The sequence below is a fragment of the Brachybacterium sp. GCM10030267 genome (assembly GCF_042666875.1).
Lineage (GTDB): Bacteria > Actinomycetota > Actinomycetes > Actinomycetales > Dermabacteraceae > Brachybacterium.
In genome coordinates, this window is sequence record NZ_JBHTCX010000017.1 from 119,812 (window position 1) to 140,643 (window position 20,832).

18 protein-coding genes are annotated in these 20,832 nt (G+C 70.8%); 6 read left to right on the top strand and 12 right to left on the bottom strand.

The window, feature by feature from the left end:
• Positions 1-192: 192 nt before the first annotated feature.
• The 7 genes from ACFQS2_RS15125 to gcvT all read right to left on the bottom strand — a co-directional run bounded on the left by ACFQS2_RS15125 (position 193) and on the right by gcvT (position 8,729).
• The gene (locus ACFQS2_RS15125) at positions 193-432 is read right to left on the bottom strand and encodes a hypothetical protein (RefSeq protein ID WP_377019177.1); all 240 of its coding nucleotides are present in this window, start codon (positions 430-432) and stop codon (positions 193-195) included.
• Positions 433-500: 68 nt separating this feature from the next.
• Positions 501-1,250 (bottom strand): gamma-glutamyl-gamma-aminobutyrate hydrolase family protein, encoded by a 750-nt coding sequence (locus ACFQS2_RS15130; RefSeq protein ID WP_377794284.1) that lies wholly within the window; start codon positions 1,248-1,250, stop codon positions 501-503.
• A 187-nt stretch (positions 1,251-1,437) separates the two neighbouring features.
• Positions 1,438-2,583 carry a glycosyltransferase family 4 protein gene (locus ACFQS2_RS15135; protein ID WP_377794285.1) on the bottom strand — a complete coding sequence of 382 codons (1,146 nt, stop codon included), beginning with the start codon at positions 2,581-2,583 and terminating at the stop codon, positions 1,438-1,440.
• Positions 2,584-2,676: 93 nt separating this feature from the next.
• A complete protein-coding gene (locus ACFQS2_RS15140; RefSeq protein ID WP_377794286.1) occupies positions 2,677-3,894 on the bottom strand; it encodes a cobalamin-independent methionine synthase II family protein in 1,218 nt (405 codons plus the stop codon).
• Positions 3,895-3,994: 100 nt separating this feature from the next.
• Complete coding sequence (gcvPB, locus tag ACFQS2_RS15145) at positions 3,995-7,060, bottom strand: aminomethyl-transferring glycine dehydrogenase subunit GcvPB (RefSeq protein WP_377794287.1); 3,066 nt, start codon at positions 7,058-7,060, stop codon at positions 3,995-3,997.
• A gap of 98 nt (positions 7,061-7,158) precedes the next feature.
• On the bottom strand, positions 7,159-7,530 hold the full coding sequence (gcvH, locus tag ACFQS2_RS15150) for a glycine cleavage system protein GcvH (RefSeq protein ID WP_377019171.1): 372 nt from the start codon (positions 7,528-7,530) through the stop codon (positions 7,159-7,161).
• A gap of 65 nt (positions 7,531-7,595) precedes the next feature.
• A complete protein-coding gene (gene gcvT / locus ACFQS2_RS15155; RefSeq protein WP_377019170.1) occupies positions 7,596-8,729 on the bottom strand; it encodes a glycine cleavage system aminomethyltransferase GcvT in 1,134 nt (377 codons plus the stop codon).
• A gap of 265 nt (positions 8,730-8,994) precedes the next feature.
• Between gcvT and ACFQS2_RS15160 the strand changes: the two genes are divergently transcribed.
• Complete coding sequence (locus ACFQS2_RS15160) at positions 8,995-9,567, top strand: GNAT family N-acetyltransferase (RefSeq protein ID WP_377019169.1); 573 nt, start codon at positions 8,995-8,997, stop codon at positions 9,565-9,567.
• A 27-nt stretch (positions 9,568-9,594) separates the two neighbouring features.
• Here ACFQS2_RS15160 and ACFQS2_RS15165 read toward each other — a convergent pair whose 3' ends face one another.
• Complete coding sequence (locus ACFQS2_RS15165) at positions 9,595-10,842, bottom strand: arginine deiminase (RefSeq protein WP_377794288.1); 1,248 nt, start codon at positions 10,840-10,842, stop codon at positions 9,595-9,597.
• Between the two features lie 119 nt (positions 10,843-10,961).
• On the opposite strand from ACFQS2_RS15165, the gene ACFQS2_RS15170 reads away from it, so the two are divergent.
• Both ACFQS2_RS15170 and ACFQS2_RS15175 read left to right on the top strand, forming a co-directional pair.
• Positions 10,962-11,801: an aldo/keto reductase gene (locus ACFQS2_RS15170; protein ID WP_377794289.1), complete on the top strand. Its 840-nt coding sequence runs from the start codon at positions 10,962-10,964 to the stop codon at positions 11,799-11,801.
• Positions 11,798-12,577 (top strand): NAD-dependent deacetylase, encoded by a 780-nt coding sequence (locus ACFQS2_RS15175; protein WP_377019165.1) that lies wholly within the window; start codon positions 11,798-11,800, stop codon positions 12,575-12,577. Before ACFQS2_RS15170 ends, ACFQS2_RS15175 begins: the two co-directional genes overlap by 4 nt.
• Before the next feature lie 64 nt (positions 12,578-12,641).
• Here ACFQS2_RS15175 and epsC read toward each other — a convergent pair whose 3' ends face one another.
• Together epsC and cysK are read right to left on the bottom strand one after the other, a co-directional pair.
• A complete protein-coding gene (epsC, locus tag ACFQS2_RS15180) occupies positions 12,642-13,202 on the bottom strand; it encodes a serine O-acetyltransferase EpsC (RefSeq protein ID WP_377794519.1) in 561 nt (186 codons plus the stop codon).
• Positions 13,203-13,239: 37 nt separating this feature from the next.
• Positions 13,240-14,169 carry a cysteine synthase A gene (cysK, locus tag ACFQS2_RS15185; RefSeq protein WP_377794290.1) on the bottom strand — a complete coding sequence of 310 codons (930 nt, stop codon included), beginning with the start codon at positions 14,167-14,169 and terminating at the stop codon, positions 13,240-13,242.
• Positions 14,170-14,358: 189 nt separating this feature from the next.
• On the opposite strand from cysK, the gene ACFQS2_RS15190 reads away from it, so the two are divergent.
• On the top strand, positions 14,359-14,835 hold the full coding sequence (locus ACFQS2_RS15190) for an SRPBCC family protein (protein WP_377794291.1): 477 nt from the start codon (positions 14,359-14,361) through the stop codon (positions 14,833-14,835).
• 30 nt (positions 14,836-14,865) lie between these two features.
• Here the strand turns inward: ACFQS2_RS15190 and trpS are convergent, their stop codons facing one another.
• Both trpS and ACFQS2_RS15200 read right to left on the bottom strand, forming a co-directional pair.
• Positions 14,866-15,960: a tryptophan--tRNA ligase gene (trpS, locus tag ACFQS2_RS15195; RefSeq protein ID WP_377794292.1), complete on the bottom strand. Its 1,095-nt coding sequence runs from the start codon at positions 15,958-15,960 to the stop codon at positions 14,866-14,868.
• 709 nt (positions 15,961-16,669) lie between these two features.
• A complete protein-coding gene (locus ACFQS2_RS15200) occupies positions 16,670-17,671 on the bottom strand; it encodes a LacI family DNA-binding transcriptional regulator (protein WP_377794294.1) in 1,002 nt (333 codons plus the stop codon).
• 160 nt (positions 17,672-17,831) lie between these two features.
• Between ACFQS2_RS15200 and ACFQS2_RS15205 the strand changes: the two genes are divergently transcribed.
• On the top strand, positions 17,832-19,112 hold the full coding sequence (locus ACFQS2_RS15205) for an extracellular solute-binding protein (protein WP_377794295.1): 1,281 nt from the start codon (positions 17,832-17,834) through the stop codon (positions 19,110-19,112).
• 135 nt (positions 19,113-19,247) lie between these two features.
• The gene (locus ACFQS2_RS15210) at positions 19,248-20,828 is read left to right on the top strand and encodes an ABC transporter permease subunit (RefSeq protein ID WP_377794296.1); all 1,581 of its coding nucleotides are present in this window, start codon (positions 19,248-19,250) and stop codon (positions 20,826-20,828) included.
• Positions 20,829-20,832 lie beyond the last annotated feature (4 nt).

A 20,832-nucleotide genomic window follows, 5' to 3' on the forward strand; every position in this document is an offset into this window, starting at 1 on the left:
CCGGGAACCGACGCACGAAATCCATGCGAGTGCTCTCTGCGGACACGGCCGGCGGACACTCCCGGTGGCCCGGGCTTCGTCGCGGATGCAGCTGCACGCCCTCGCGGATGCAGTCGTGCCCGGTCGCCGTGAGGCGCCGGGCACGAGGAATGTGGGGACTGGCCGGTTGCTGCGGCGAGCGCAGGAGCCCGCTCAGGTCAGGAAGCGGGGAACCAGTTCGAGGGAGGCGAACAGCGCGACCAGGCACATTCCGAGCCCGCCGAGGAACGTCCACATCGTGAACAGGCTCATGACGTAGAGACCGGCGGCGAAGAGGCCGAACAGGACCAGGAACAGGACCACGCTGAGGACGAGGCTGTTGCCGCTCGAGGCGACCTTCCCCTCCTGCTGATCGGCGGGGTCGGTGCCGATCGCGACCCGTTGGTTGCTCATGGTGCCTCTTCCTCCGCTTTCGCCTGGGTCCTCCGGCGGCCCGAAGGCCCGCACGGTCAGGGTCCATCCTAGACCAGCGAGCGCTGCGGTGCTGCCGCCTCCCGGTGCTCGATGGCGGTGAGCAGGCTCTCGAACACGGCACTGCCGTCGGCCCCGTCGATCTCGGGATGCCACTGCACCGCGAGCACGGTCGACCCGGAGGCGGCCTCGACGGCCACCGGCAGAGCGCTGGCATGTCGAGCGACGACCCGGAGGTCACCGCGGACGTCCCGGACGCCCTGATGGTGGTACGCGGTGACACCGGCACGGGTGCCCAGCGCGAGGGCGAGGTCGCTGGCCGCCTCGAGGGCGACCTCGACGCGGGTGGGTCTCACGCCCGTCGCCGGGTGTGCCGGGACGTCCTCGGGCAGGTGACGGTGCAGGGTGCCGCCCTCGGCGACGACGATGATCTGCAGTCCGCGGCAGATGCCGAGCACGGGGACGTCGGCCCGGCGGGCGGCGCGGTACAGAGCCGTCTCGAAGGCGTCGCGCTCCGGGTCCGGGGTCATGTCCGTGGGCAGTGCGTCCTCGCCCCAGGCGGCGGGATCGAGATCGGTGCCGCCGGTGAGGACGAGACCGTCGAGCTCGCCGACCTCCTCGTCGCTCCACTGGTCCTGCGGGGCGATGATGACGGGACGGGCTCCGGCCTCGCGGAGGGCGCGCACGTAGTGCTCGGTGATCACCACGGCGTCATGGCCCGCCCAGGCGCCGGTCATCATGGCGCGGGTCCCTGCGGTCACGCCGATGAGCGGGCGACGGGTGGAGGTGCGCTGCGCCATGAGTTGTCCTTCCGCGGAGATCCGAGCCGCCCGTATCGGCGACGTCCACAGTTCACTCCCCGCGCGACGTGCGGGGCGAGCTGTGTGGCGGAATATGACGCACCGGGATCGAGCAGGCTGTCGCCCCGGGGCGATGACACGGCTGTCCCGGGGCGTTCACTCAGTGGGACGACCTCAGGGGGACGACTCAGTGGGAGGAGTGCACTCTCTCGTGCTGCTCGATCGCGGTGCGGTAGAAGCCGCGCAGCTGCTCGGACAGCACCGGCCAGGTGCGCTTGTGCACCGCCTCCAGCGCCGCCTGCCCGAAGGCGAGCCGTTTCGTGTCGTCGAACAGCAGGTCGCCGGCATGCTGGCGCATCTCGTCGTGCATGCCCGGCGTGTACAGCCAGCCGGTGCGGCTGGGAGCGACCAGATCGACCGGGCCGCCGCGCCGCGGGGCGATCACGGGCAGGCCCGAGGCCATGGCCTCCTGGATGGTCTGCCCGAAGGTCTCCAGTTCGCCGGGGTGGATGAACAGATCGGCGCTGGCCAGGTGGGTGGCGAGGTCCGTGCCGGAGCGGAACCCGGCGAAGCGCGCGCGCGGCATGGCACGGCGCAGCGCGTCCTTGTCCGGGCCGTCGCCCACGATCAGCAGTCGCACCCCGGGCATGTCATGGATGACCTTGAGGTCACCGACCTGCTTCTCCGGGGCGAGCCGGCCGACGTAGACCACGAGCTTCTCGCCCGGATCCGCGTACTTCGCGCGCAGCTTCTCGCTGCGCAGCGAGGGCGAGAACAGCGAGGTGTCCACGCCCCGCCCCCACAGCTGGACGCGCTTGATGCCGTGCTCGACGAGCTGATCGCGGGTCGCCGTCGAGGGCGCGAGGTTCAGCGTGGCGCGGTTGTGCACGTCCTTGAGCAGCTGCCAGGTCGCGTTCTCGAGGAACGGCATCCCGTAGCGGGCCGTGTAGCCGGGGATGTCGGTCTGGTAGACCGCGACGGTCGGCACCCCCGCCTTGTGGGCGGCGATCACGGCGCGGCCGCCCAGGATGGTCGGCGAGGCGAGGTGGATGACGTCGGGCTGGAAATCATCGATGCGGCGTCGGATCGTGGCGGCGCTGGTGGTGGCCACGCGCACGTCGGCGTACCCCGGCAGCGGGGCCGACGCGATGCGTCGCACCCGGATCTTGCGCCCGCAGGCGGTGCGCAGGAACTTGTCGGCACGGGGCCACTGGGGAGCGATGATGGAGAGATCATCACCGGCGGCGGCGAAGTGGTCGACGACGCGGAGCACCGAATTGGTGACCCCGTTCATGTGCGGCAGGAAGGACTCGGCGACGAAGAGGATCCTCACACCGGAGATGATCCTCTTCGCCGCCGGATTCGGGCTCACGCCCGCGTGACGTGTCGTCGACGCCCAGGTGAACTTTTTCGTCGCCGGGAGCGATCAGGCGCGCTGCGAGGCGATCCGTGCTCCCTCGGCCAGCGACTCGAGCTTTGCCCACGCGATGTCGGGGTGGATGCGCCCGCCCAGGCCGCAGTCGGTCGAGGCGATGACGCGCTCGGGGCCGACGCGCTTCGCGTAGCGCTGGATGCGCTGGGCGACCAGCTCGGGATGCTCGACCACGTTGGTGGAGTGGGTGACCACTCCGGGCACGATGATCTTGTCCTCCGGCAGCGTCACGTCGTCCCAGACCACGTACTCGTGCTCGTGGCGGGCGTTGGCGCCCTCGAACGAGTAGTAGGTCACGTCGATGTCCAGCATGAGCTTGACCAGATGCTTGAACTCGATGTCCGTGGTGTGGGGGCCGTGCCAGGAGCCCCAGCACAGATGGAAGCGCAGCTGCTCCGTGGGCAGCCCCTCGAGGGCGTGGTTGAGCGCCTCGACGCGCTTGCCGGTGAAGCGCAGGTAGTCCTCGATGCTCGGCTCGGGGTCGATCTGATCGAAGTTCTCGGCGATGGAGGGGTCGTCCACCTGCACGATCAGCCCGGCGTCGGTGATGGCCTTGTACTCCTCGTGCAGGGCGCCGGCCCATGCCTCGAGGAAGGCGTCCTCGGATCCGTAGTGGCGATCCTGGATGCGGGCGCCGGAGCCCGGGGAGAGCGAGGTCAGAAAGCCCCGCTCGATGCCCTGGGCCTTCAGCGCGCGGGAGAAGTTGGAGACGTCGGAGGCGATCTGCTCGTGGCCGGTGTAGGCCAGCTCGCCGGAGGCGACGGGGAAGGTCAGCGCGCCCTCCTTGGGGGTCGCCTTGTTCACCTCGGCGTCGCTCGCGTACACGTCCGGGAAGCGCTGGCGGTCCCGGCGGTTGCCGAACGAGGTCAGCGTGAGACCGTCGGCGTTCTCCGCGGTCGGCGGCTGGGAGACGAACGTGTCCTCCTCGACGATCTCCAGGCCGGCGGTGCGGTGGAAGATGTAGCTCCACCACGCGCCGTAGTTGAAGGTCGTGGTCATCGCCTTGCCGTACTCGCCGTCACCGGGAAGGGTGATCCCGATCTCCTGCTGGCGGGTGACGACGGAGTCGACGGCGGCCGCGAGCGCGGCATCGAACTCCGCCGAGGGCAGGGGCGTCAGACCGTCGGCGTCGAAGCGTCGGGCGGCGTTGGCCGCGAGCAGTTCCGGAGTGCGTGGCAGTGAACCGGCGGTGGTGGTGAGGATCTCTGTCATGGCATCGAGGTTATGGGCCCTCGATCGCGGCAGGAAACCGGGCCGTCACAGCGGTTCATATCGACGCGCTCCGAGGCCGACGGTCCGTCGCGCGGCCAGGTCAGTCGCGGGGCCAGGTCGGGACCAGGTTGCGATCCCCGTGGGCCTGGTCGATGCGTCGCACCGGCGGCCAGTACTTCGACTGGATCCGCATCTGGGCGCTGTCGTGGACCGAGAGATCCTCCGGAGCGGACCGGCTGCCGGGGTAGACGGCCACCTCCCGCGAGTACGGGTGGCTCCACTCCCCCGTCGCGATGGAGGCCGCCGTGTGCGGGGCGCCCACCAGCGGGTTGTCATCCGCCGGCCAGCTGCCGGAGGCGACCTCGTCGGCCTCCTCGGCGATCATCAGCATCGCGTCGACGAAGCGATCGATCTCCGCGAGATCCTCGGATTCGGTGGGCTCGATCATGAACGTGCCGGCGACGGGGAACGACATGGTCGGGGCATGGAACCCGTAGTCGATGAGCCGCTTGGCGACGTCGTCGACGGTGATCCCGGTGCGCGCGGTCAGGGGCCGCAGGTCGACGATGCACTCGTGGGCGACCAGGCCGTTCTCCCCGGTGTAGAGGATCTCGTAGGCCTCCGAGAGGCGACGGGCCATGTAGTTGGCCGCCAGCACGGCCGCGGCAGTCGCGTGGCGCAGCCCCTCGGGACCCATGAGACGGATGTAGGTCCATGAGATCGGCAGGATCGAGGGGGAGCCGTAGGGCGCCTGGGAGACCGGGGGCCCCGCGTGGACCTGCGCGTCCCGCCCGGCGACCGGGTGCTTCTCCTCCTGGATGGCGGGGTGGCCGGGCAGGAACGGAGCCAGGTGCGACTTCGCCGCCAGCGGGCCCACTCCCGGGCCGCCGCCGCCATGGGGGATGCAGAACGTCTTGTGCAGGTTCAGATGGGAGACGTCGCCGCCGAACTCCCCGGGCCTGGCGACCTGCAGCAGGGCATTGAGGTTGGCACCGTCGACGTAGACCTGTCCCCCGGCGTCGTGGACGAGCTGGCAGACGGTGCGCACCTCCTCCTCGTACACGCCGTGCGTGGAGGGGTAGGTGATCATGATGGCCGCGAGTTCGTCCCCGTGGTCCTTGAGCTTCTGCTTCAGGTCCTCGAGGTCGATGTTGCCGCGATCGTCGGAGCCGACCACGACCACCCGCAGTCCGGCATTGACCGCGGAGGCCGCGTTGGTGCCGTGCGCGGAGCTGGGGACCAGGCACACCTCGCGGCCGCTCTCCCCCCGGGAGGCGTGGTACGCGCGGATGGCCAGGAGTCCGGCGAACTCGCCCTGGGACCCGGCGTTGGGCTGGAGGGAGACGGTGTCGTACCCGGTCAGATCCGCCAGCCAGGTCTCCAGCTGCTCGATCAGGTCGAGGTAGCCCCCGACGTCCTCGCGGGGCGCGAAGGGGTGGAGGGCGTTGAACCCGGCCCAGGTGACCCCGGCCATCTCGGTGGCGGCGTTGAGCTTCATGGTGCACGAGCCCAGCGGGATCATGCCCCGGTCCAGCGCGAAGTCCTTGTCCGCGAGGCGGCGGAGGTAGCGCATCATCGCGGTCTCGGAGTGGAACGAGGAGAAGACGGGGTGCTGCAGGAATCGGTCCTGGCGGGCCAGGGCGCCCCACCGCTGCCGTGCGCCGGGGCCGGCACCGGTCGCAGCCTCGCTGCCCGCGTCGGCGTCGGCGTCGGCGTCCGCGTCGGCGTCGGCGTCGGCGTCGGCGTCGAGCTCATCGTCGTCCCTCCCGAGCGCCGTGACGTCGCGCAGCTCCTGCCCCGGGGTCGGGGCATAGGGCGCGAAGGCGGCGGCGATCGCCTCCAGGTCGGCCGGCGTGACGGTCTCGTCCAGGGACAGGTGGACGACGTCGTCGCCGAGGGGGCGGAGCAGGAACCCGGCCTCGGCCATCGAGGCGGCGATGTCGTGGGCGAGGCCCGTGGCGCGCACCTCGAGGGTGTCGAAGAACGAGTCGTTCTCGAGCTCGAAACCGCTGCGCACGAGGTGGTCGGCCAGCGCTGCGGTGCGCGCCGCGACGCGGCGACCGATGCGGGCGAGGCCGTCGGGCCCGTGGTACACGGCGTACATAGCGGCCATCACGGCCAGCAGCACCTGGGCGGTGGTGATCGAGCTGGTCGCCTTCTCGCGCCGGATGTGCTGTTCACGGGTCTGCAGGGAGAGCCGATAGGCGGGGTTGCCCTCGGCGTCGACGGAGACGCCCACCAGCCGGCCGGGCAGCTGGCGCTCGAGTCCCTTGCGCACGGCGACGAACCCGGCGTGGGGCCCGCCGAAGCCGAGCGGGATGCCGAAGCGCTGGGTGGTGCCGATGGTGACGTCCGCGCCCAGGGTGCCCGGGGAGGCCAGCTGGGTCAGCGCCAGCAGATCGGCCGCGACGACGGCGACGGCCTTGGTCTCCTTGATCGCGGCGATCGTCTCGCGCGGATCCCACACCCGGCCGGAGGCGCCCGGGTACTGGATGAGCGCCCCGAAGTACTCGCCGTCGGCCGGCTCGCCGTCGGGCATGTCGCCGGCGGCGAAGTCGACCTCGCGCAGCTCGATGCCGAGCCCGTCGGCGCGCCCGCGCAGCACCTCCTTCGTGGCGGGAAGGGTGTCGGCGTCGACGAGGAACACGTTGCCGTTGCGCTTGGCGGTGCGGCGGGCCAGCATCAGCGCCTCGGCGGCGGAGGTGGCTTCGTCCAGCGTGGAGGCGTTGGAGACCTCCATCCCGGTGAGATCGCAGATCATGGTCTGGAACGTCAGCAGCGCCTCGAGCCGTCCCTGCGAGATCTCCGGCTGGTACGGCGTGTAGGCGGTGTACCAGGCCGGGTTCTCCAGCACGTTGCGCTGGATGACGGCCGGGGTGTGGGTGCCGTGGTACCCAAGGCCGATCAACGAGCGGCGCACGGTGTTGCGATCGGCGAGTGCGCGCAGCTCGGCCAGCGCCGCCGTCTCGCTGATGCCCTCGGGCACCGCCGATCCGGTCTCCGCACCGTCTCCGGCCAGAAGGATGGTCCCGGGCACCGCAGCGGTGAGCATCTCGTCCAGGCTCTCGTAGCCCAGGGTCTCGAGCATGTGGCGCTGGGCCGCGGGGTCGGTGCCGACGTGACGGCGGACGAAGGACTCGTGGTCGTGGACGGGCGAAGCGGTCATGAGGTGGGTGCCCCTGGGGTGTTGCGTCGTGGGAGTGGTGCGTCGTCAGGCGATGTGCGCGGGACCGGCCGGGCTCGGAGCGGGGCCGCCGCGACTTATCAGGACTGTGTGAAGGCCTTGTAGTCCTCCGCGCTGAGCAGATCCTCCGGCAGCGACTCGAAGCGCGCGCGCAGCAGCCATCCCTGGTCGAACGGAGAGGAGTTGACCAGCTCCGGGGAGTCGACGACGTCCTGGTTGATCTCGGTGACGGTGCCGTCGAGCGGGGAGAGCAGGTCCGAGACGGACTTCGTGGACTCGATCTCGCCCATCTCGGATCCGGCGGAGAGTTCGGTGCCCGCTTCGGGCAGGTCGACGTAGACGACGTCGCCCAGCTGCTCGGCGGCGTAGTCCGTCACGCCGATGACGGCGATGCCGTCGGACTCGACGCGGACCCATTCGTGGTCCTTGCTGTAGCGGATCTCCTCGGTCATGGCGATGGTCCTTCCTGGGGCGGGGCTCGGGCGGATGGGGGTGCTGGGGTCAGCGGTGGGGCGGATCAGCGGCGGGAGTAGAAGGGCAGCTCGACGACGCGGACCGGGAGGGGCTTGCCGCGGACGTCGACGACGAGCTCGGTGCCGGCCTCGGTGAGGTCCGGCCGTACGAGCGCCATGGCGATCGGGTGGCCGAGAGTCGGCGAGAGGGCTCCGGAGGTCACGGAACCGACCTCGACTCCGTCGGCGGTGCGGACGCTGGAGCCGGCGCGGGCGGCGCGGCGACCCTCGGCGACCAGCCCCACCAGGACAGGACGGGACGAGACGTCGGTGTTCTCCACGCCCGCCCGGCCGACGAAGTCGTCCTTGGTCGACAGCGCGACCACGCGGCCCATGCCGGACTGGGCGGGATGCAGGTCGCGGCCCAGCTCGTGGCCGTACAGCGGCATCCCGGCCTCGAGACGCAGGGTGTCGCGGCAGGCGAGTCCGCACGGCGTGAGATCCTCGCCTCCGGCGACGGTGAGCTGCTCCCACAGTGGGGCGGCGAGATCGGCCGGGACGTACAGCTCGAAGCCGTCCTCCCCGGTGTATCCCGTGCGGGCCACCAGCAGCTGCCGGCCGCGGTAGGTGCCCTGGGCGACGCGGTAGTACTTCATCTCCGTGAGATCTTCGGCGGCGATGCCCTCGATGCCCGTCTCGGCGCCGGCGAGGACGCGCAGCAGGATCTCCTGGCTGCGGGGGCCCTGGACCGCGATCAGGGCGGTGCGGTCCGAGGCGTCCTCGACGCGGGCGTCGAATCCCTCGGCGCGGGCGGTGATCTCCTGGGCGTCGATCTCCGCGTTGGCCGCGTTGGCGACGACGAGGTAGTGCTCCTCGGCGAGGCGATAGGTGATGACGTCGTCGATGACGCCGCCCTCCTCGGTCAGCAGCAGCGAGTACTTCGCTCGTCCCACGGAGATGGCGGACAGCTTGCCTGCCAGGGCGTTATCGAGGGCCTGCCCGGCCTGGGGGCCCTGGACGTGGATCTCGCCCATGTGGCTGAGGTCGAACAGTCCGGCACGCTCGCGGACTGCGGCGTGCTCGGCCAGGTCGGAGCCGTAGCGCACGGGCATCCGCCAGCCGGCGAAGTCCGTGAAGGTCGCGCCGAGGGACTCGTGGATCGCCTCCAGCGCGGTGCTGCGCAGGGCCTGCTCAACCATGGTGCTCCTTCTCGTTCTTTGCTCGCCACGGAGCGAGCGCCGCCCGTCCATCTCGCGGCACGGACCGGGCGCGCCGGCGGCCTGCCCCGGTGCGATGATCCGGCCGCCGCAGGCCTCACCCTACCGCCCGGCAGGGCGCGACGCGGCCGCTCGGTCCGGCGTCATGCGGCTGTGACCACGCAGTCCGCACCGTTGGCCGGTCACCGCGAGGCCGAGCGACCCGAAGGTGCCGAGCGCCCGGGGACCAGCTTGTACCGTGGAGGCCGTGACAAAGGAAGGCACGACCGAGTGGCCGATACGGATCCGCAGCCAGCGTCTGGTGATCCGGCCGCCCGGTGATGGCGACCGCGACGCCATGATCCGCCTGATGACCGATCCCGTCACCCGGGAATACCTGGGCGGAGCCCTGGACTACGCCTCCCGGCAGGCGCTCGAGCTCTCCCCGCTGGGGCTGACCTGGGGACGCTGGGTGCTGGCCCGGGCGGAGGACGACACCATGATCGGGTCCATCACGCTGGACTACGACCGGGGCGAGCTGGAGCTCTCCTACGCGCTGCTGCCCGAGTGGACGGGACGGGGCTATGCCGCGGAATCCTGCGTGGCGCTGCTGGCCTGGGCCCGCGACGAGCTCGAGGACGACCACGTCATCGCCGTCAGCCAGACCCGCAACAAGCGCAGCGTGGCCCTGCTGCGCAAGCTCGGCTTCACCGTCCGCAAGGGGCTCGAGGAGTTCGGCACCCAGCAGCTGCTGCTCGAACGCTCGCTGGAGGATCCGCTGCCGGAGCAGACGCTGATGATCCAGTCGGAGTCCGATCCTCCGCCGCCCACACGGCGCTGAGCGGTTCTCGGTGGCGCCCGGGGGAGGTCAACCGCGGGCGACCGGGCAGCTCATGCACCGCGGACCGCCGCGACCGCGACCCAGCTCGTCGCCGGCGAACTCGAGCACTTCGATGCCCTGGGCGCGGAGGTAGTCGTTGGTCGCCGCCGCTCTCTCGTAGGCCACCACGCGCCCCGGGGCGAGGGCGAGCACGTTGCACCCGTCGTCCCACTGCTCGCGTGCAGCGGTGTACGGGTCCAGCGGCGCGCTGAGCACTCGCAGTGCGTCCACGCCGAGCCCGCGGGCGAGCACGGAATCCATCTCGTCGGCGGCACGCGACCGCGAGATCAGACGGTCACCGGGCCGCTCGATCTCGAACGTCTCCAGCGGCCCCAGCGGCCCGTGGCGCAGCATCGAGTCGTGGTCGACAACGGTGGTGACCGTGTCCAGGTGCATCATCGAGCGCCGGTGCGGCAGGGCGATGGCGATCACGCGGTCCACGGTGCCGTCCTCGAGCAGGTCGCCCGCGAGCCGTTCGACGCCGACGGCGCTGGTGCGCTCCGAGAGTCCGAGCGCGACCACCCGCGGGGACAGCATCATCACGTCCCCGCCCTCGACGGTGGCTGCGCCCGCGCCGCCGCTGCCGACGACGCGTCGCGGGCCGGATGCCCCGGCGAAGCGCGGATGGTGCCGATAGATCGCCTCCAGGTGCAGGCTCTCGCGGCGCCGTGCCGACCTCCGCATCGGGCTGACCGCGGCCACGTCCCCGATCCACGCCGAGGAGTCGCGCGTGAACAGATGGTTGGGCAGCGGATCGAGCACCAGGTGCTCCTCCCCCATCCGTTGCAGGGCGATGGACCGGGGAGTGACACCGAGTCCGCGCAGCTCGGCGACGGTGATCCCGGCGATCAGCACCTCCCCCAGAGCGGCCGACGGCATCTCGCCGAGCGCCTCGGTCAGGTCCTGGACGGCGATGTCTCCCAGCACCGTCGGATCCAGCGCCCGGTGCAGCAGGTCGCTGCGGACCTCAGGCACCTCGAGCAGGTCCGTCAGCAGATCGCTCAGCTCGAGGACCTCGACGCCCTCGCGGCGCAGCAGGGCGGAGAACTCACGGTGCTGGCTGCGGGCGCGATCGCGCCACAGCACCTCGTCGAACAGGAACCGCTCGCGAGTGTCCGGGGTCAGCCGTTCGAGCTCGGCGCCGGGCTCGTGCAGGATCACCCGCCGCAGCGGCGAGATCTCGTCATGCACTCCGGCCTGGTCGTGCTCTCCGGTCTGTGGGGACGCAGCGTCCATGGGTTCTCCTGAGGGCGAGGGCAGGGACGGGGACGAGCCGCCAGTAAACACCCCGAGACGCGCCGGGCGCGGATCGATACGCTGGCGGTGTCCGCACGTCGTTCCCGCAGGAGGCCCCCATGACCACGCTGTCCATCCCGACCACGACCCTCGCCGACGGCTCGCCCTTCCCGCTGGTCGGCTTCGGGACCGCCGGCCTGCGGGGCGCCGACGGCTGCGAGTCCATCGCCGCGGCGATCCGCGCCGGGTACCGGCTGCTGGACACCGCCGCCCAGTACGGCAACGAGGCCGCGGTGGGCGAGGCCGTGCGGCGCAGCGGCGTCGATGCCGACGAGGTGCTGGTGACGACGAAGATCGCCGGCGGCGACCAGGGGCGCGAGGCGGCCCGCACCGGGTATCTGGAGTCGCTGCGGCGCCTGGGGCTCGAGCGCGCCGCCCTGGTGCTGATCCACTGGCCGAACCCCTCCCGCGGGCTCGCCCTGGAGACCTGGCGCACGCTGATCGATCTCAAGGAGGAGGGCAGGGCGCTGCACATCGGCGTCTCGAACTTCCGCCCCGAGCAGCTGCAGGAGCTGGTCGACGCCACCGGCGTATGGCCCGAGGTCAACCAGATCCAGCTCTCCCCCGCGCTCCAGCGCCGCGAGGCGGTCGCCTTCCATCGCGAGCACGGCATCGTCACCGAGGCCTGGGGACCGCTGGGCGGCCGCGACGGGCTGGGCGCGCAGTTCGCCCTGCGCAAGGTGGCCGACAAGCACGGCGTGACCACCTCCCAGGTCTCGCTGCGCTGGGCCGTGGACCAGGACATCGTGGTGATCCCGAAGTCCAGCGACCCGCAGCGCCAGCTCACCAACGCCACCCTCGACCAGATCACCCTCGACGACGAGGATCGCGAGCTCCTGGCGACGTTGGACCTGGGCGAGAAGGAAGCCTGGGACTCCCGCGAGCACGAGGAGTGGTGAGCCGGGAGGACCGGTTCTCACCCGGCGGTGAGCACCGCGAGATCGTCTTCCTGACCGGGTCGGGCCTCAGCGCCCGCACCGGCCTGGGCACGTTCCGCGGACCGGACGGCCTGTGGGCGCTGGAGCCGGAGACGGAGCAGGCGATGCACGCCGACCAGCTGCCCCGGTCGCTGCCGCTGCTGTGGAAGGTCTGGGGCAGGATGGGCCGGATCGCGCTCGAGCACGGGCCCACGCCCGGGCACCGCGCGATCGCACGTCTCGGTGCTCCCGTGATCACGCAGAACATCGACGGGCTGCACCAGGCCGCCGGCAGCGAGGTCGTCGCCGAGCTGCACGGCAGCGCGCTGCACGCCACGTGCATGGGGTCGGGATGCCCGTGGCGCGGCCGGGTCGAACCTGGCGACGGCGAGCGCCCCGAGGACCACGGGGTCCCCGCCCGCTGCCCCCTGTGCGGGTCGCCGACGCGGCCGGACGTGGTGCTGTTCGACGAGATGCTGCCGCAGGGCCCCCTCGACCTCGCGACGCGGCTTGCCCAGCGGGCGGACCTCTTCGTCGCCGTCGGCACCAGCGGTGTCGTGTTCCCGGCGGCGCAGCTGGCACCCACCGCCCGGTCGCACGGGGCCACGACGGTGCTGATCGACGTCGATCCGCCGCAGGACCCTGCGCTGAGGGCCGCCTTCGATCATGTCATCGCCGAGGACGCCCACGAGGTGCTGCCCGAGTGGGAGCGCGAGGTCAACGGCGTCGGCGGGACCTCGTTCCTCCGCCCCTTCTGAGGCGGGCCCGCCGGGCGATGAACGGCCGAGCGCCGGGAGCGTGTCGGTGTCTCGTCGGGTCGACTCAGATCCAGATCGCCGGGTCGACCTGCTCCTGGGGGTGGGCGGCACCGGTGCGCACCTGCGCGGGCACACCCACCGCGGTGGCCAGAGCCGGCACGTCCTTGACCACCACGGCGTTGGCACCGATCTGGGATCCCTGTCCGAGCACGACGGGGCCGATCACCCGCGCCCCGGCGCCGATGGTGACTCCGTCCTCGACGGTGGGATGGCGTTTGACGGGCTCCATGGAACGGCCGCCGAGGGTGACGCCGTGGTACAGCATGACGTCGTCCCCGACCTCGGCGGTCTCGCCGATCACGACACCCATGCCGTGATCGATGAAGAAGCGTCGGCCGATGGTGGCACCCGGGTGGATCTCCACGCCGGTGATCGACCGGGCGCCCTGGGCGATGACCCGCGCCGGCAGCGTCGCCCCGCGCTCCCACATCTGATGGGCGAGGCGGTAGGTCCAGATCGCATGCAGTCCCGGCGACGTCAGCAGCAGGGAGAGGTCATCGGTGGCGGCGGGATCGCGCCGGCGTGCCGCCGCGAGGTCCTCGCGGACCGTCGCGACGGCACCCATGGCGCGACCCAGCAGGCCGCGGACGAGAGCCAAGGGATCAGTCCGCGTACTGGGAGAACAGCGGCGTGGAGAGGTACCGCTCGCCGAAGGAGGGCACGATCACGACGATGGTCTTGCCGGCGTACTCGTCGCGGGAGCCGACGCGCACGGCCGCCTCGATCGCGGCGCCGGAGGAGATCCCGACCAGCAGGCCTTCCGAACGGGCGGTGGCGCGGGCGCGCTCCATCGCGGTCTCCGCGTCGATGTCGAGCACCTCGTCGTAGACCTCGCGGTCCAGGATGCTGGGCACGAAGTTCGCGCCGATGCCCTGGATCTTGTGCGGGCCGGGCTGGCCGCCGTTGAGGATCGCGGACTCCTCGGGCTCGACCGCGATCATCGTGACCTCGCTCTTGCGCTCCTTGAGCACCTGACCGACGCCGCTGATCGTGCCGCCGGTGCCGATGCCGGCGACGACCGCGTCCACCGAGCCCTCGGTGTCGTCCCAGATCTCCTCGGCCGTGGTGCGGCGGTGGATCTCGACGTTGGCCGGGTTGTCGAACTGCTTGACCTGGACGGCACCGGTCTCCTCGGCGACCTGCTCGGCCTTCTCGACCGCGCCCTTCATGCCCTTGGCGGCCTCGGTGAGGATCAGCTCGGCGCCGTAGGCACGCAGCAGCATACGGCGCTCGTTGGACATTGACTCCGGCATCGTGAGGATGACCTTGTAGCCGCGCGAGCTGCCGATCATGGCCAGGGCGATGCCCGTGTTGCCGCTGGTGGCCTCGACGATGGTGCCGCCGGGCTGCAGCTGGCCGGACTCCTCGGCGGCATCGATCATGGCGACGCCGATGCGGTCCTTGACGGAGTTGGCGGGGTTGTAGAACTCGAGCTTGGCGAGCACGGTGGCCTTGACGTCGTCGCCGAGGCGATTGAGCTTGACCAGCGGGGTACGGCCGACGAGTTCGGAGACGTTCTCGTAGACGGGCATGCTTCCTCCTGTGGACTGGATCTCCCGGAGCCCCAAAGGGGCACTTTCCCCGAGCATAACGGGAACTCGGAACGGCCGTGGCCGGATCCGTCCTTCGGCAGCACCCGCGCACTCCCGGGGGTCGGGTCACCCGCTCGAGCGGGTCCACAGGCTGCACAGCTCCCGCGGCTGAGCGCATAGGCTCGCGCCATGACGTACGAGCTCGACGCTTCCCTCCACGTGCCCGCCACCCCGGAGGAGGTCTACGCACTGCTCAGCGACATCACGCGCACCGGCGAATGGAGCGTCCAGACCGAGAAGGCCGAATGGAACTCCGAGGCCCGGGGCGTGGGCGCGACGTTCACCGGTCATAACCGCACGCCGGAGCGGACATGGCAGACCGTCTCCACGGTCGTCATCGACGAGCCCGGCCGGGAGTTCGCGTGGTCCGTGGGCCCGGCGGAGGTGATCTGGGGCTACCGCATGCAGCCGCAGGACGGCGGCACCGAGCTGATCCAGTACACCCGGTTCGGTGAGCGCGCCGAGAAGGTCTTCGCCGAGCGGCACGGCGAGGATGCCGCGAGGCAGATCGAGATCCGCCGGAAGGCTGCCCGTGCCGGCATGCCCGCCACCCTCGAGCGCATCGCCGCGATCCTGCGAAGTGAGTCGCCGGCCACGGAGCGCTGAGACGCGGCGGCGCGCCCGGCGAGGAACCGGTCAGTACACCATGCCCATGACCTCGCGCACGCGCGCCAGGGTCTGCTCGGCGACCTCGTTCGCGCGTTCGTTGCCGGCGCGCAGCACCCCGAACAGGTACTCCGGGTCCTGTTCGATCTCGGCCCGGCGTGCGCGGATCGGGGCGAGGTGCTCGTTCAGCGCCTCGGCGGTCAGCATCTTCAGGGTGCCGGAGCCGGCGTCGCCGACCTCGGAGGCGATCTCCTCGGGCGTGCGCCCGGTGGCCTCCGAGGCGATCGTGAGCAGGTTGGCGACCTCGGGGCGCCCCTCGGGGTCATAGGTGATCCGTCGCTCGGAGTCCGTCTTGGCCTTCTTGATCTTCTTCAGGGTCTCGTCCGGGCTCATCCGCAGCATCACGGTGTTGCCCAGCGACTTGCTCATCTTGGCCGCACCGTCGAGGCCCAGGATGGTGGGGGCGTCCGACAGCAGCGCGTCGGGCTCGGTGAAGACCTGCTCTCCGTCCGCGTAGCGCTCGTTGAAGCGCCGGGCGATGACACGGGTCTGCTCGATGTGGGGCAGCTGATCCTTGCCCACCGGGACCACGTTTCCGTGGCAGAAGAGGATGTCCGCGGCCTGATGGACCGGGTAGGTCAGCAGCAGCCCGCCCATCGCGGACTTCCCGGCCGCGGCGAGCTCGGCCTTGACGGTGGGATTGCGCTCCAGCTCCGGCTGGGTGACCAGCGAGAGGAAGGGCAGCATGAGCTGGTTCAGGGCGGGCACCGCCGAGTGGGTGAAGATCGTGGCGCGCTCGGGGTCGATGCCGACGGCGAGGTAGTCGGTGAGCAGCTCGCGCACGGAGCCCCGGATGTCGCCGAGGATCTCGCGGTCGGTGATCACCTGGTAGTCGGCGACGATCACCCAGGTCTCCACGCCGGCCTGCTGCAGGCGGACGCGGTTGCGCAGGGAGCCGAAGTAGTGGCCGATGTGCAGGGCGCCGGTGGGCCGGTCACCGGTGAGCATGCGCAGGCCGCTGGGGTCGCTCTCGATCTTTCGCCAGATCGCGTCGCTGCGCCGCTGGGCGGCGTCGTAGCTGGAGGGGGCGATTTCGGGGGTCACATCGGCGACGGTATCGGTCATGCCCACCATGCTATCGGCGCCCGCGCGCCCCTCCGACGCGACCGACGACGGCCGGATCGTCGGGTGCCTCACCAGGCCAGGGAGAGCACCAGCACGGCGGTGGAGTGGAGCAGCATCCCCTGACAGCTCACCCAGAAGGCGGGACCGAGGAAGCGCGCCCGCAGGTGGGAGGCGGCGGCTGCGAGGAAGTAGACGACCCGGACAGGACGGCAGCACAGCCCGGAAGTCAGCGGTGAGCCGATTGGTGAGCTCGGAGAACAGGGTGGAGGGATAGCGGCCCGTCACGAGGATCGCGACATAGGACCGCGACAGCCCGGGGTGCGCGAACAGGATCCCAGGAAGGGATCGACCAGCCCGAGCATGGCGTCCGCGACGTCCAGCGCACCATACCCGGTGGTCTCCGGCTCGTACCCCGCGACCTCCGGGACGGCAGCGTCGTGCGGCGATCACCCGCCGACTCGTCCCTGCGCGCTGTGCGTGCCGTGTTCCAGGCATCGGACCTCCCCGACCGTGGTGAACATGTTCAGTGAGCACGTCCACCGAGGTCAGTGCGACCCGAAATGATCGCACATCCGGACGGAGGAGCCGGTTTTCCTCGGCTCCCTTCCAGGGATGGAAGTCAGGTGATGAATACCGTGCCGTGCGGCGTTGCCGGGGTCGCTCGCGGCGTCCGACCGGGGCGAGGAAGCCCCCGGTCCGCGGCCCCGGGTCAGGCTTCGGGGGCGGAGCCGGTGGAGCCGCGGACGACGAGTTGGGGCCGCACCACCACCAAGGTGCGGGAGGGGCGACGGGACTCCTCGCCGCCACTGAGCGCGGCGCGCACGGCCGCGCGAGCCAGGGCGGGCACGGCCTGGCGCATGGTGGTCAGCGGCGGGTTCGTCAGGGCCGACCAGAACACGTCGTCGTAGCCGACCACGGAGACGTCCCCCGGGATCGTCAGGCCCATCGCGCGCACGGCCTCCAGGGCGCCGGCGGCCATCACGTCGGACCCGCACATGATCGCGGTGGCGCCGCGGGCGACCAGGTCGCGGGCGGCCTCGTAGCCCCCGGCGTAGGAGAAGTCGGTGTAGGAGACGGGGCGCTCCTCGCGGTCGCTGTCGGCGGAGGCCTCCTCGAAGACCCGCACCTTCTCGCGCACCGGCCAGGTGCGCTCGTCCCCCACCGCGAGGCCGATGCGGTGGTGGCCGAGGTCCTCGAGGTGCTGCAGGGTGGCGCGCACGGCGTGCTCGTCGTCGGTGGACAGGTAGGCGGCGTCCAGGTCCGGGCGCACGCCGTTGACCAGCACCAGGGGCCTCCCGGTATCGGTCACCTCGCGGTAGTGGTCGATGGGGCCACCCTCCTGGGCGTGGTGCCCGGAGACGACGATGATGCCGTCCACCCCGATCGACAGGAAACGCTGCAAGATCTCTCGCTCGCGTTCAGCGGTCCGGGCACGCATGGCCACCAGGCAGTCGGCCCCGCGCGCGAAGAGCTCGGCCTCGATGCGCTCGGCCCATGAGGTGAAGACCTGGTTGTCGAGGTCGGGCACCAGCACACCGACCAGCGGCCCGGTGCGGGTGGCGGCGGTGCCGACCTCCCGCCCCAGCCGGCGGGCCGTCTCGATCACGGAACGCCTGGTGGCCTCGTTGACCCCGGGTCGCCCGTTGAGCACCCGGGAGACCGTGGCCTCGCTCACACCGGCGGCCTCGGCGATGTCGATGAGTCGCGCCATCACACTCATCCTCCCCGGTCACGGGCGTCATCGCGCCGTGTCCAAATCGTGTCCTGCAAGTTCTTGCCCATTCTTGCACAAGACAGCGGCAGGATCTATATTTTTTCCCAATCCGCACGGCCACCGACGGCCAGGTGCACCACGATTCGAAGGAGAAGACGTGCAGATCCGTCGCAAGAACTTCCTCGCCCTGAGCGGCATCGCCGCCACCACCGGTGTCCTCGCCGCCTGCGGCGGCAGCAGCGACTCCGGTTCCGACAGCTCCTCCGGCGGCTCGGACGCGGGCGGCTCCTCCGAGGGCGCGGCGCCCGAGCGCGCCGATGCCGACCTCGTGATCTGGACCGACGAGGTCAAGGCCGGCGCCCTCGAGGGCCCGGCACAGGACTGGGCCGAGGCCAACAACCTCACCGTCGCGGTGCAGATCGTCGCCGACGACCTGCAGGGCAACTTCATCACCGCCAACCAGGCCGGCAACGGCCCCGACATGATCGTGGCCGCCCACGACTGGATCGGGAACCTGGTGCAGAACAGCGCCATCTCCCCGGTGCAGCTGCCCTCCGGCGCCTCCGACGCGATCGCCCCGGTCGGCCTGGAGGCCGTGACCTACGACGGTCAGACCTACGGCGCCCCCTACGCCGTGGAGACCCTGGTGCTCTACGCGAACAACGAGCTCACCGACGTGCCCGAGCCCTCCACCGTGGAGGAGCTGGTCGAGGCCGGCGAGGCCGGCGGCGCCGAGAACGTGCTGTCCCTGCCGGTCGGCGAGGAGGGCGACGCCTACCACATGCAGCCCTTCTACACCTCCGGCGGCGGCTACCTCTTCGGCGAGGACTCCGAGGGCAACCTCGACCCCTCCGACGTGGGCGTGGGCCAGGAGGGCTCGATCTCCGCGGCCGAGAAGATCGTGGAGCTCGGCGAGCAGGGCGTGCTGAAGACCTCCATCAGCAACGACAACGCGATCTCGCTGTTCACCGACGGCAACGCCGCCTACCTGATCTCGGGCCCCTGGGCCCTGGCCGACATCCGCACCGCCGAGGTCGACTTCACCATGAGCCAGGTCCCCGGCTTCGAGGGCATGGACCCGGCGGTCCCCTTCGCCGGTGTCAACGCCTTCTTCGTCGCCTCCAGCGGCGCCAATCAGGCCTTCGCCCAGCAGTTCGCCACCGACGTGGTCTCCTCCCCCGACATCGCCGAGGCGATGTTCCCCGGCAACGAGCTGCCCCCGGTGAACCTCGAGCTGCAGGAGAAGCTCTCGGGCGAGTACCCCGAGGTCGTGCGCGTGGCCGAGTACGCCGAGGACGCCTCCCCGATGCCCGCCATCCCCGAGATGGCCGCCATCTGGGAACCGCTCGGTCAGGCCGAGGCCAACCTGGTCGGCGGCGCGGACGCCGAGTCGACCATGACCTCCGCCGGCGAGCAGATCTCCAGCCAGATCGGCTGACCCTCCCTCCGTCACGGAGCGGGCAGCACGCCCGCTCCCCCGGCTCCCCCGGACGGGGTGCGACATCACGGCGTCGCACCCCGTCCGACCGGCCTGCCCGGTCACCCCCGCCACCCCGTGAAAGGCACCGTCGCCATGACCAGCCCCCTGCCGCCCGTGCACCGCGAGCGCAGCACCTCGATCCCCGCGGTCCTGGTGCGCATCATCGTCCTCGGCGCCGTCCTCGCCGTCACCGCCTTCACCGTGCCGCTGATGATCCAGCAGCAGCAGTGGATGTGGCTGGCCGTGATGGTCCTGGCCGCGATCGCGATCTTCGTCATCTACTCCACGAAGCGCTTCATCCCCGGGAAGTACCTCTTCCCCGGCACCTTCTTCCTCGCGGTCTTCCTGATCACCCCGATCATCCTCACGGTGGGCTACTCCTTCACCAACTACGGCGACGGCACCCGCGGCACCAAGGAGCAGGCGGTGAACTCGATCATCGCCAACTCGGTGGTCCAGACCGACGACTCCACCTGGTACAACATGTCGGTCGCCACCCAGGGCGACCCCGTGGAGGGCCCCTTCACCCTGTTCCTGGTGGACCCCGCCACCGGCACCGTCTACTCCGGCGACGAGGAGACCGAGCTGGCCCCGGTGCCCTCCGCCGACGTCACCGTCGAGAACAACTACGTCACCGAGGCGTCCGGCTACACGATCCTCGAGGCGCGCGAGGTCAACGACGCCTACAACGCGCTGCAGGAGGTCGCCGTCCCCGTCGACGAGAACTCCGCGGTGCGGGTGCAGGGCGCCAATCAGGCCTACGTGGGCACCACCCTGCTGACCTACGACGAGGCCGCCGACACCATCACCGACACCCAGACGGGCGCGGTCTACACGGTCGGCACCGTGGGCGACTCCGAGTACTTCGTGAACGAGAACGGCGAGCGCGCCTTCAGCCAGTCCTGGCTGCAGAACGTGGGCTGGTCCAACTATCAGCGCCTGTTCACCGACTCCAACATCGCCGGCCAGTTCCTCGCCGCCTTCGCCTGGACCCTGGTCTTCGCCCTCGGCTCGGTGGCGCTGACCTTCGTGGTCGGCTTCGCCCTGGCGCTGATCCTCAACGACGAGCGGCTGAAGGGCCGCCGCCTGTACCGCTCGATCCTGCTGATGCCATACGCGGTGCCGGGCTTCATCGCCCTGCTGGTGTGGTCGAACTTCTACAACCAGGACTTCGGCCTGATCAACACCACCCTCGGCATCAACGTGAACTGGCTGGGCGATCCGACGATGGCCAAGATCGCGGTGCTGCTGACGAACCTGTGGATGGGCTTCCCCTACATGTTCATCGTCTCCACCGGCGCCCTACAAGCGATCCCCGGTGACGTGATGGAGGCGGCCCGCATCGACGGCGCCAGCCGCTTCCAGACCACGGTGAAGGTGGTGACCCCGCTGCTGCTGGTGGCCGTGGCCCCGCTGCTGGTGGCTTCCTTCGCCTTCAACTTCAACAACTTCAACGCGATCGAGCTGCTCACCGAGGGCGGTCCGTTCCTGCCGGGCGAGTACACCCGCGGCGGCACCGACATCCTGATCTCGATGATCTACCGCATCGCCTTCGGCGGCTCGGGGGCCGACTTCGGCTTCGCCTCCGCCGTCTCCGTCGCCCTGTTCGCGCTGACCGGCGTGCTCGCGGCGATCCAGTTCCGGTTCACCAGCGTCCTCGAAGACGTCAACTGAGAGG